8 protein-coding genes, 1 pseudogene and 1 CRISPR repeat array are annotated in these 11,683 nt (G+C 72.1%); of the genes and pseudogenes, 6 read left to right on the top strand and 3 right to left on the bottom strand.

Translation table 11 applies throughout. From position 1 onward, the window contains the following. Nucleotides 1-39: 39 nt before the first annotated feature. A CRISPR array of direct repeats spans nt 40-368; the repeat unit is 24 nt; unit sequence GTCGGCCCCGCGCTCGCGGGGGTT. 180 nt (nt 369-548) lie between these two features. From ACFU6K_RS16180 to ACFU6K_RS16170, 3 genes are all read right to left on the bottom strand, one after another. After that, nucleotides 549-1,688 carry a nucleotide disphospho-sugar-binding domain-containing protein gene (locus tag ACFU6K_RS16180; protein ID WP_380663556.1) on the bottom strand — a complete coding sequence of 380 codons (1,140 nt, stop codon included), beginning with the start codon at nt 1,686-1,688 and terminating at the stop codon, nt 549-551. Between the two features lie 67 nt (nt 1,689-1,755). After that, on the bottom strand, nt 1,756-3,111 hold the full coding sequence (locus ACFU6K_RS16175; protein ID WP_380663555.1) for an acetyl-CoA carboxylase biotin carboxylase subunit family protein: 1,356 nt from the start codon (nt 3,109-3,111) through the stop codon (nt 1,756-1,758). A 137-nt stretch (nt 3,112-3,248) separates the two neighbouring features. After that, on the bottom strand, nt 3,249-5,285 hold the full coding sequence (locus ACFU6K_RS16170; protein WP_380663553.1) for a PEP/pyruvate-binding domain-containing protein: 2,037 nt from the start codon (nt 5,283-5,285) through the stop codon (nt 3,249-3,251). 568 nt (nt 5,286-5,853) lie between these two features. Between ACFU6K_RS16170 and ACFU6K_RS16165 the strand changes: the two genes are divergently transcribed. The 6 genes and pseudogenes from ACFU6K_RS16165 to ACFU6K_RS16140 all read left to right on the top strand — a co-directional run. Beyond that, nucleotides 5,854-7,587 carry a peptidoglycan-binding protein gene (locus tag ACFU6K_RS16165; RefSeq protein ID WP_380663552.1) on the top strand — a complete coding sequence of 578 codons (1,734 nt, stop codon included), beginning with the start codon at nt 5,854-5,856 and terminating at the stop codon, nt 7,585-7,587. Nucleotides 7,588-7,642: 55 nt separating this feature from the next. Next, nucleotides 7,643-8,044 (top strand): hypothetical protein, encoded by a 402-nt coding sequence (locus ACFU6K_RS16160; protein WP_380663550.1) that lies wholly within the window; start codon nt 7,643-7,645, stop codon nt 8,042-8,044. Between the two features lie 192 nt (nt 8,045-8,236). Beyond that, nucleotides 8,237-10,084: a phage tail sheath family protein gene (locus ACFU6K_RS16155; protein WP_380663549.1), complete on the top strand. Its 1,848-nt coding sequence runs from the start codon at nt 8,237-8,239 to the stop codon at nt 10,082-10,084. Nucleotides 10,085-10,091: 7 nt separating this feature from the next. After that, nucleotides 10,092-10,616 carry a phage tail protein gene (locus ACFU6K_RS16150; protein ID WP_049649365.1) on the top strand — a complete coding sequence of 175 codons (525 nt, stop codon included), beginning with the start codon at nt 10,092-10,094 and terminating at the stop codon, nt 10,614-10,616. 14 nt (nt 10,617-10,630) lie between these two features. After that, entirely contained in the window at nt 10,631-11,380 is a 750-nt protein-coding gene (locus tag ACFU6K_RS16145; RefSeq protein WP_380663547.1) for a hypothetical protein, read from the top strand. After that, nucleotides 11,373-11,683, top strand: a pseudogene (locus tag ACFU6K_RS16140) (hypothetical protein); the annotation flags it as partial. The gene ACFU6K_RS16145 and the pseudogene ACFU6K_RS16140, both read left to right, overlap by 8 nt.

The following is an 11,683-nucleotide window of genomic DNA, read 5'->3' as shown; positions in this document are numbered from 1 at the left end:
CTATTCCCACCTGTGCGGCCAGGCCCTCTCCCCGGCCGCGTCGGCCCCGCGCTCGCGGGGGTTGCTCCTTGCCGGGGTGGCCCGGGAAGGGCGGTGCGGGGTCGGCCCCGCGCTCGCGGGGGTTGCTCCGGGCAGTGCAGGATGCGGAGTTGAGGGCTCGGGTCGGCCCCGCGCTCGCGGGGGTTGCTCCGTTGCTCAAGACCGCCAGCCCGGCCCGTCGATGTCGGCCCCGCGCTCGCGGGGGTTACTCCGTGGCTCCCGGGCGGCGCGGGTACACCCAGCAGTCGGCCCCGTGCTCGCGGGCGTTGCTCCGACTTTCCTTGGCTGAGGATGTTGCCGTTGCCGTCGGCCCCGCGCTCGCGGGGGTTACTCCCTTGCCTTACAGGCACGCGCAGAAAGGGGCCTTCGGCGTACGTCGGCAGGCGGGCGTAGGGATCGCAACGCAGGCTCTCGGAAGTTACCGGGCCAGAGCGCGCGTTGGCGCCGGGCGGCGTCCGTACGGAGGGGGGTTCCGTGCGGACGGCGGCCGGCGTCGGGGGCGGGGTGGCTCAGGGGGTGGGGTGGGCGAGGGTGGTGAGGTGCTCCGCCATGGCGGTCGGGCTGGGCATCGCCGCGATTTCGGTGCTGACCTCGCGGGCGGCGCCCGTCAGGGCCTCGTCGGTGAGGAGGCGGTGGAGCAGGGCCGGGGTGATCTCCTCGGCGGTCGCGCTGAGGCCTGCGCCGCGCTCGTGGACCGCGGCCGCGGTGATGAAGCGGTCCGAGCCATCGGGCAGGACCAGCTGGGGGATGCCCGCGTCGAGTGCGCCGAGGGCGGTGCTGCTGCCGCCGTGGTGGATGGCGGCCGCGCAGGTCGACAGCAGGGCCCGCCACGGGACCCAGCCGTACGGGCGGACGTTGTCCGGCAGGCTGCCGAGCGTGCCGAGGTCGAGATCGCCGGTGGCCAGCACGAACTCGGCGTCGATGTCGGCGGCTGCCGCGATCACCCGCTCGATCCTGGTGAGGCCGTCGGTCTTGGGCGGGACGGTGCCCAGCGTCACCGCCACGCGCGGGCGGTGGGCGGGTGCGGCCAGCTCGGCGGGGACGTCGCCTTCGCCGTTGTAGGCGACGGGCCGCATCGAGGAGCCGTACCGCTCGTCGCCGGCCATGCTGGGCGGCGCGAGGTCGATGGTGTCCGCCGGGTCGGGCAGCCGGTCGATTCCGTGCCGGGCGAAGGTGTCCGCCATTTCAGCGAGCATCAGCGCGCGCAGCTTCGGGGTGCGGGCGAATCCGAGGTCGTGCTGGACGGCGGGCACGCCGAGGCGGGTCGCCGCGAGCAGGGCCACCGGGAACTGGTACTCGTACACCACCAGGTCCGGCCGCCACTGCGCGGCGAGTTCGACCGTCTCGTCGGCGACCCGGCTGTTGACGTGGGCGGCCAGCGGGACGAAGGCCTCGCGGTCGGCCGAGTTGCTCTCGACCACCCGTTGCATCAGGTCGGGCCGCCGGGTGCGGCCGGCGTCCCTGATCTCCTTGCGCCAGTCGACCCCGGGCGCGATGGGCAGGTACGGCAGCCCGGACGCGGCGACCCCTTCGCCGCCGTCCATCGAGGCCACCGCGACCTCGTGGCCGACCTCGCGCATCGCCCTGGCCAGTGGGACCAGCGGGAAGAGGTGGCCCAGGCCGGGTGCGCCGGCGAACAGTACACGCATGATGGAACCTCGGTGGAAGGGAAGGGAAGGGAAGCGGAGGGAGGAGGGAGGAAAAACAGGAGGGGGGTCAGGAGGCGGCCCGGTGCAGGGCGGCTTCCATGCCGTTCAGCACGGCGTTGCAGTCGCGCTGCAGAGTCGCGGCGTCGACGGCGCTGAGCAGGTAGACCCCGAGCCAGTTGCGTGAGCCGGCGGACGGGTCGAAGGCGGGGACGGGCCGGCCGGCGGGCATCGCGAAGGCGGGGACGGCCTCGATGGTGCTGCCCGGGGAGAGCAGGCTCTGCCAGTCGACGGCCTCCGGGTTCCAGACCGGGGTGCTCTGCCAGGGCACGCCCGACGCGTCGGCCGGGACGACGGCCAGCGACGCGGCGGCCCGGATCCCCGTGGTGGGCATGGCCTCGGGGTAGTCGACGCGCTCGCCGAGCAGCTGCCGGACCAGCATGCCGATCGGGTCGAGTCCGAAGACCTCGTGGACCTGCCTGGTGGTCAGCAGGCCGCCGAACCTGGCCGCGGTCTCGATGACGACCAGTTCGCCGTCCTTCATCAGCTTCAGCTCGGTGTGGGTGCCGCAGTTCTCCAGCCCGAGCGCGTCGACGGCCTGCCGGGAGACCTCCTCGATCCGGCGCTGGATCGGCACCGCCATGACGGAGGGCGAGGTGCTGGCCACCTCGACGAAGGACGGTACGGTCGGCAGCTTGGCGGTGATGGCCAGGGGGCGGTAGACGCCGTCCGCGACGATCCCCTCCACGCTGACGTAGTCGCCGTAGCCGGGCTCCTCGTACCAGCCCTCGGTGGAGCCCTGGGCGATCTCCTCGACCAGGCGGTCGTGGTCGGTGTCGGCGGCGTACAGCTCGTTCATGCCGACCCGGCTGCCGGCCTGGAGCCCGCGCTCGATCTCGGCCCATGCCGGGGCGGCGTCCTCGGGCGAGTCCAGCACGATCTGGGCGACCGAACCGGCGCCCCAGGCCGGCTTGAGCAGCAGCGGGGGTGTGAACTCGGCCAGCGCGGCGTCCAGGTCCGCGAGGCTGTCGACCCGGCGGAACGCGGGGATCGGCACTCCGGCGGCGGCCCAGGCCTCGCGCATCAGCCGCTTGTCCCTGGCGCGGACGATCCCCTCGCCCGGGCCGGCCAGGTTGAGGCGGATCGCGGCCTGGGCGACGGCCAGGACCGCGAACTCCGAGAGGGTCAGCACCGCGTCGGCCCCGATGGCCTTCGCGTACTCCACGATCAGCTCGACCAGGTCGTCTCCGCGCGGCGCCTCGGGCACCAGCTCGATGCTGGTGCAGCTGGGCCGCCACACGTCCTCCCCGGACGCGGGCAGCGGCGCCAGGGCGAGGACGTGCAGCTCCCCGCAGGCGGCGATGCGCGGGAACGCGTACTCCAGCGGGGCGCCGCCCTTGACGTAGACGTACAGAATCCGGTTCAACGTACTTGCTCCTGACGGAAGTTCACTCGTAGGCGGCAGCGAGAAAGGGCGCGGAAGGACGCACGGGCGCGGGAGGGCACACGGGCCCCGGTCGCGCGCGGGCCCGTGCGGTGTCCCGACGGTGTCAACCGGCAGCGTCAGCCGGCGGTGTGGAAGGGGCGCAGCTGCAGCAGGCTGATCTGGTCACCCTCGATCGCCCACTCGATGTCGACCGGGGTTCCGTACGTCTCGTCGGGCGAGAAGTGCGACTGCAACAGCCTGCTGATCAGGGCCAGTCGGCGTACGAGGTCCTTGGTCCCGGCGTCCAGGTCGGTGGCGGCGGTGCCGAGCGAGACGGTGCGGCTGCCGCCTTCCATGGTATTGCACAGGTACTGGAGCGGGGCGCCCCGGCCGGAGACCACGTCGGTCACCGAGCGCGGCGAGATGTTGAGGTAGACGTTGCGGAAGTCCTGTGGGCTCAGCGGGTTGCAGGTGACCAGGACGCCGCCGACGGTGGCTCCGACCTGCTCCTGGACGATCACGGCCATCCGGCAATGGTCCAGGGGGATGCCCGCCTGGCGCCGCAGCAGGACCGCGCGGGGCGAGAACAGCGAGGCCCAGACCTCGCGGACCGCGTCGAGGACGGCGTCCGTGCCGCTGACGTCGGCCACCGACTCGTAGAGTCCGGCGGCGGAGAAGCCGGCCAGGTCCTCGGCGTTGGAGGAGCTGCGGACGACCTGGACGCGGGCGCCGTACAGGTGCCGGTCGATCGCGCGGTCGATCTCGGTGCGGATCGGGTCGGGCAGCGGCGTGCTGCGGATCAGCCGCTGGGCTTCGAGACAGAGGGCCTCGATGCGCTCCTCGGTCCGCGAAGTCCCGTCCCGGAGGACGGAGTCCAACCGGTCGACGGCGGTGCGGAGCTCCGCCGAGGAGTCGAGGAAGCGCTGCTGGAGGGAGAACGGCAGCACGATGCCGCGCGGCACCTGGGCGTACTCCTTCACCAGGAGCTGGGCGGCGGCGTCCAGTTCGGTCCCGTCCGCGTCCTCCGGGAGGCCGAGCTGCCGGGCCAGGTAGCGGAGCAGGTTGTCCCGAGGCGGCCGGGGCAGGCTGTAGAAGCCGAGCCAGCGGGGTGAGCCGTGCTGCAGCAGGTGGGTGAGTTCGCCGAGGTTGGCGGCCTTGGTGCCGAACCGGACGTGGTCGCCTTCGCGCAGTTCGGACAGCGGGGTGACCGGTGTGGGCGTGAGGTCGGGCAGGTCCACGGCGACGCGGTCGGCCGGCGGGGTCGGCGGGGCTTCCTCGCGGTCGCCGGGCTGGGCGGCTTCGAGGAGGAGCTCGCCGCCGTCGGCTTCGACCCGGTAGTGCACCCAACATCGGTCGCGCAGCCCGGCGCGGTCGATCCGGTCGACGGCTTCGGTGCTGACGGCGTTGGGGATCCGCCATCCGGCGGCCATCACGTTGATGTGGGAGAGCGGTGTGGTGTGCTCGGTGTGGATGATGCCGGACACCCGGGGGATGTCCTCGGGCACCCGGGGCATCACGACGATGTCGTGCCACTCCAGCGGCTCGGGGTCGGCCCGGTACTCCTCCTCCGAGCCGAACACGCGCAGCCGCCCGTGGGCCGTTCCGGCGTTCAGCGGTACGTACGAGGCCGCGGAGTAGAGCTCGTGGGACAGGACGCGCGGTATCTCGGTCTCCGGTATGCGGGCGAGGTAGCCCTCCTGCTCGTGGCCGGCCGGCTTGAGGACCAGCGGCAGCGACGGGTCGATGTGCTCGCGCACCCGGTGGTAGAAGAACCGGAGCATGTCCTGGGACATGGTGTCGACGTCGACGGTTTCCAGGGACAGGAAGGTGTCGCCCTCGTGGCCGTTTTCCGCGGCGCGGCGGGTGTGGCGGGCGAGGGTGCCGAGATAGAAGCGACGGTCGGGATTCCGGTACACGTCGTCATTGAACGAATCGAGTCCGCGCGCCAGTTCGTCGATCGTCATGCCGAGGATCTCGCACGCGATGTAGCGGACGTGGAGGGTGCCGTCGGCGCTGTCGATGAAGTGGAGCACCGACTCGTCGCGGTCGAGGACGACTTTCACATAGGGATAGCCCCCGACCTGGCCGGCGAGCTTGGAGAACTCCTCCAGAGTGAGCTTTTCGCCGGCGAGGCGGGGCCGCGTGGTCGCGTCGTTGCGATCCGAACGGGTCATGCGCACAGTTCAGCCATTCTTCGTCGTGTACACGATCAGTACACCTGGTGCAGAAGGGTTGGTACGACGGCGCCCACATTGCCATTCGATTTCAATGTTTGACGAATGGTCATGTCACATCAGGCCATCATGGAACGATCCGGCCACGGGAATCCGATAGGGGAATCCGCTCCGCCGCATCAAGCTGTGGTAAAGGTCACAACAAGGAGTGGCCGGTGCTTGGTGGGCGATCGAGCATTTCCGGAATCATTGATTCCTGTACGACCTCAGGAGGGCGCGCACTCTCCGCACACAATCTCCGCACACGCTCCCGCGCGCACTCCCCGCACGCGCGCCCGGCACGTACACCCCGCACCCCGACCGGCCTCGCGGTGCCAGTGGCATGTGCTGCGGAACGGCCCACTCCCGGATGCGGCGAAAGTGCGTAGATCCCTTGTATTTCAAGGGAGTTGACTCATCCCGAGGGGTACGGTGAGGTGGGCATGACGCTCCGGTCGGCGTCGCGTCCCGGGCTCGGGCCCGGGCAGGTCGACCGTGGCTGCCATCGGCGCGAAGGGGGAGCTTCCTGATGGCATACGCGAAGGGTTACGACGTCTCCGACTTCCAGTCGGGCATTCCGGGGGACGCGGAGTTCGTCTTCATCAAGGCCACCGAGGGCGGCCGAACCGGCCAGTCGGGGTACTCCGACAAGCTCGCGGACGCCCGGGCGCGGGGGCTGGTGGTCGGGCACTACCACTTCCTGCACGCGGAGAACCCGGTCGACGGCGAGATCGAGCACTTCTGCCGGGTCGTCGGGCAGGTGCCCGCGGGCGAACTGCTGGTGCTGGACTTCGAGCCGTACGGGCAGTCCGTCGCCGACGGCGACGCGACCGCGGCGAAGAACCAGTGGCTGGCGGCGGTCAAGCAGCGCTACCCGGACCACCTGGTCGGCCTCTACACCAACCGGGACTACTGGTTCCGGACCGACGACAACGCCGGCGACTTCCTGTGGATCGCGGACTACGTGTCCCCGGGCTCGCCGCGCGTCCAGGCCTCCTGGCGCTTCCACCAGTACAGCGACGACCCGCTCGACGCGGACGTCTTCAACGGCTCGCTGGACGAGTTGAGGGCGTGGGCCGGCAGCGGCCAGGCCCCGGCCCCCGACACGCCCGCGCCGACGACGAATCCCACGCCCTCGGTGCCCGACTGGCCGGGGCTGCAACTGGTCAGCCGGGACCAGTGGGGCGCGCAGGCATGGCGCGAGCCCAACGGTTCGATCCCGTACGCCGGTGCGCGCGCCGGGGTGAAGGTGCACTACCTGGGCACCCGGTACGCCTTCGACACCCACGACACCTGCCCGGCCTACGTGCGGCGCCTCCAGGCCTCGCACATGAACGACGACGGCTGGTCCGACATCGGCTACAGCTTCGTGGTCTGCGAGCACGGCTTCGTGTACGAGGGCCGCGGCCTGAACCGGCGCAACAGCGCCAACGGCGACGTCCCGCTCAACGAGGCCCACTACGCGGTCTGCGGGCTGGTCGGCTCCTCCGGGTCGACGGAGCCGACCCCGGAGCAGCTCAACGGGCTGCGGGACGCGATCGAGTACTGCGAGCAGCAGGGCCCGGCGGGCCCGGAGATCAAGGGGCACCAGGACGGCTACTCGACCGACTGCCCCGGCCCGGCGCTGTACGCCTGGGTGCAGTCCGGTGCGCCGCGCCCGTCCGGGACGGTGGTCACCCCGCCGTCCCAGCCCGCGCCGCAGCCCGACCCGACGCCGGCCCGCTACCAGAGCAGCGTCGGCGGCCTGTCGTACGGCTACGGCGCGCACGGCCCGCAGGTCACCATCGTCGGCGAGGCGCTGGTGGCGGCGAACTTCGGCTCGCACTACACCCAGGGCCCCGGCCCGGACTGGACCGACGCCGACACCCTCAACTACGCCGACTACCAGCGCAGTCTGGGGTACTCGGGCGGGGACGCGGACGGCGTGCCCGGCGAGGCCTCGCTGCGCCGACTGCTGGGCGGGGCGGTCCCGCTGGCCGAGGTGTCGAAGTCCCGGGTGGTCGCGGCCGCCCGCCAGGACCCGGACGCGGCCCAGGGCGCCACCACGCACCCGGACGACGTGTACACGGTGGAGCAGGCGCTCCGCGCCGAGGGGCTGCTCGACGGGCAGTGGGTCGACGGCTCGTTCGGGACCAGGACCATCGACGCCTACGCCGCCCTGCAGCGCCGGTACGGGTACAGCGGGCAGCAGGCGGACGGCATCCCCGGCATCGACTCGCTGACGCGGCTCGGCCAGGCGCACGGCTTCACGGTCACCGGCTGACCAACGAACGCTGGCTGATCCACAGTCACCGGCCGATGTCGTCCGAGGAGGATCGATGTACCCGATCGCCCTGTCCCTGTGGCGCACCTGTGTGCCCTACATCGTGGCGTTCCTGGTGGTGCAGGCGGCGCGGCTCGGCCTCCACCTGGACAACGCCTCCGTCACCTCCGCCCTGGTCACCGGCTTCGGTACGGCCTACTACGCGGTGTTCCGCTTCCTGGAGCACCGGTTCGGCACGACGTGGGGCTGGTTCCTGGGGGCCGCCCGTCCGCCGTCCTACCAGCCGCCGGCGGCCACCCCGCCGGCGGCCGTGAAGACGCCAACGGCCGCGCCGACCACGGCGGCAGCCGCACCGACCACGCCAACCACCACACCAGCCGCACCGACACCGACGGACCCGACCACGCCGCCGACAACGGCCCGCCCCGACTACCGGAATCTGCCCGAAGGCGGCTGACCGGTCGAACGGGAGACCGATACGGGGTTGCGGAATTCCCTGCTCCGCAACCCCACGAAATAGGCGCAGTAATACAATTAAGTTTCTCAGTTCAGGTCTTGACGAATAGTCACCCGATTATGAAACTGAGCCTGCCACCACTGCATCGGGCGCCCTCGGTCCCTTGATGCACGAAGTGAACGGAGGGGGAATTTGCCGACGATACCGACCTACCCCGGCGTCTACATCGAAGAGCTTCCCAGCAGCGTCCGTACCATCACCGCGGTGAGCACCTCGGTGACCGCCTTCGTCGGGGCCACCCGGCGCGGCCCGCTCGACCAGCCGGTCACCATCACCAGCTTCGCGGACTTCGAACGCCGTTTCGGCGGGCTCGCGGCGCAGAGCCCGGTCAGCTACGCCGTCCAGCAGTTCTTCCTGAACGGGGGCTCGGTCGCGGTCGTCGTCCGGGTCGCGGCGGCCGGCACCGGCGCCGCCGCGGCCGCCACGCTCACCTCGACGCAGACCTCCACCGCGACCCCGGTCCTGGACGTCACGGCCGTCGAGCCGGGGCTCTGGGGCGGGACGCTGCGGGTCGCCGTGGACTACCGGACGCCCACTCCCGGCGACACGTTCAACCTCCAGGTGTTCGACACCTCGGGCGCGGTCCGGGAGTCCTTCACGGACCTGTCGGTCCAGGACGGCAGCCCCCGGTTCGCCGAGACGGTGGTGAACAGCGGCTCGGCGGTGGTCCGGGTGAAGGTCCGGGCGGCGAGCCGGCCGGACCCGGTGGGCACCGTGTCCAAGCCGTTCGCGGCCACCCTGCCCGACCTCACCCACGAGGTCCAGGTGAAGATCGGCGACGTGACGCGGACGGTCAGGATCCACGACCCGGCCGCGGACGGCGCCGCGCCGACCACCGTCACCGAACTCGCCCTGCTGCTCGAACGCAAGCTCCGCGCGCTGCCCGACGCCCCGGGCAGGCGGGTCTTCGCGGGCACCCGGGTGACGGCGTTCGGCCGGCAGCTCCAGACCGTCGCCGGCTCCACCGACCCGGCCGACGTGGTCCGCTTCCTCGGCGAGGCGGCCAACAACCTCGGCCTGGAGGGCTCGGTCAGCCCGCCGGTCTTCGCGCTCGCCGGCGGCCAGGACGGCGGGGCCCCCGGGCTGACCGACCTGATCGGCAGCGAGGCGGGCAAGACCGGCATCCAGGCGCTGCGCGACGTGCAGGACGTCAACCTGCTGGTGCTGCCCGAACTGGCCGGATACGTCGACGTGGACGACGCCGTCACGGTTGTCTCGGCCGCCCAGGCGCTCTGCGTGGAGAAGCGGATGTTCCTGATCGTCGACTCGCCGCAGGCGTGGACGACGCTGGACGCCGCCCGGGCCGGCCTGTCCGCCTTCGACTCGGTGCGCGGCGACCACGCGGCGCTGTACTTCCCGCACCTGGAGCTGGTCGACCCGCTCACCGGCCGGCTGCGCGCCTTCCCGCCGTCCGGCACCGTCGCCGGGGTGATCGCGCGCACCGACGGCCAGCGGGGCGTGTGGAAGGCCCCGGCGGGCACCGAGGCCGGACTGCCCGGGGTGCGCGCCCTGACCGTTCCGATGACGGACCGGGAGAACGGCCTGCTGAACCCGCTCGCGGTGAACTGCCTGCGGACGTTCCCCGTGGTGGGCCCCGTGGTGTGGGGGGCCAGGACCCTGGCCGGCGCCGACGTGCTCGGCTCGCAGTGGAAGTACGTGCCGGTGCGGCGCCTCGCGCTGATGCTGGAGGAGAGCCTCTACCGCGGGACGAAGTGGGTCGTGTTCGAGCCCAACGACGAGCGGCTGTGGGCGCAGATCCGGCTGAACGTGGGCACGTTCCTGCACTCGCTGTTCCAGCAGGGCGCGTTCCAGGGCACGTCCGCGCGCTCGGCCTACTTCGTCAAGTGCGACCGGGACACCACCACGCAGGACGACGTCAACCGCGGCGTGGTGAACGTCGTGGTCGGATTCGCGCCGCTCAAGCCCGCGGAATTCGTGATCGTCAAAATCGAGCAACTCGCCGGACAGTTCGAGGTTTAGGATCTCCATGGTCGAGTTCACCGTCAATCCGCACCGGTTCGATCCGTACAAGAACTTCAAGTTCCTGGTCGTCTGGGACGGACGGGTCGTCGCCGGAATCAGCAAGATCAGCCCGCTCAAGCGCACCACCGAGGTGGTGAAGCACCGCAGCGGGGGCGATCCGAGCGCGCCGCGCAAGTCACCGGGCCGCACCGACTTCGAGGCGGTCACCCTGGAGCGCGGGGTCACCCACGACCCGGAGTTCGACCGCTGGGCCAACAAGGTCTGGATGGTCGGCGCGGGCCGCGGGGCGGAGGTCTCGCTCCGGGACTTCCGCAAGGACCTGGTGATCCAGGTGCTCAACGAGGCCGGCCAGGTGGCGGTCGCCCACAAGCTGTACCGGGCCTGGCCGAGCGAGTACCAGGTGCTCGGCGAACTGGACGCCAACGCCAACGCGGTGGCGATCCAGAGCCTCAAGCTGGAGGTCGAGGGCTGGGAACGGGACGAGGAGACGCCCGAGCCGGAAGAGCCCTCGTTCCAGCAGCCGGCCTGAGGGGCCGGAGAGCGATGGAACTCGCGGGGGAGGCGGCCCTGTTGGCCACCTGGGAGGCCGGGGTGGCGGCCGGCCGCAGCGGGCGGGCCCTGCTGCTGCACGCCGTCGCCCGGCCCGCCGCCAGGCCGGAGGAGCTGCTGGCCGTACCGGTCGGCGAGCGGGACGCCGAACTGTTCGGCCTGCGCGGCGAGTTGTTCGGCGAACAGCTCACCGTACGGGTGGGCTGCCCGGGCTGCGCCGAGGAGATGGAGTTCGACTTCGACGCCGGACAGGTGGTCGGAGCCGGACAGGTGGCCGGTGCCGGCCGAGCGGAGGCCGGGCCGCTGCGGGTGGAGTCGGACGGCTGGCGGGTCGGCTTCCGGCTGCCCACCACCGGCGACCTGGCCGCCGCCGAACAGGCCCCCGCGGGCGAGGCCAGGACCGTCCTGCTGGAGCGGTGCGTCCTGAGCGCCGAGCACGACGGGGAGCCGGTGCCCGCCCGGCGGCTCCCCGAGCCGGTCCAGCGGCGGGTGGCCGAGGCCGCCGCCGCGGCCGACCCCTGCGCGGACGTCCGACTGAACCTCGGCTGCCCCGAGTGCGGCCGGCAGGCCCTCGCCGAACTGGACATCGCCTCCTACCTCTGGGAGGAGCTGGACGCCTGGGCCCGCGCGACCCTGCTCGACGTCCACCTGCTGGCCACCGCCTACGGCTGGAGCGAGCCGGAGGTCCTGGCGCTCAGCCCGCTGCGGCGCCGCTACTACCTGGAGCTGTGCGCAGATGCCTGACTACTTCGACCGCCTGGTCGCGAAGGGCGGGCCCGGCGGGGACGCCGTTCGCGTCCGGCCGCGCCTGCCGGGGCCGTTCGAACGGATCGAGACGCTCGGGGCCGCGCCGCCGGCCGTCGAGGAGGCGGCAGCGTCGGGTCGGGAGGCCGGGCAGCCCGTGCCCGCGCCGCTCCCCCGGCCGTCGGTGGCACCGCGTCCGCTGCCGTCCGAGGGGACGCTCCGGCCCGCACTCCGTGAGGCGCCACCGGCTCCTTCGGCCGCGCTCCCGCTGCCGCGCACGCCGCTGCTCGTCACGCCCTCGCT

Source organism: Kitasatospora sp. NPDC057512, assembly GCF_042802135.1.
GTDB lineage: Bacteria > Actinomycetota > Actinomycetes > Streptomycetales > Streptomycetaceae > Kitasatospora.
Note: the sequence above shows the minus strand (reverse complement) of the source record. Positions and strands in the feature narration are given on the sequence as shown.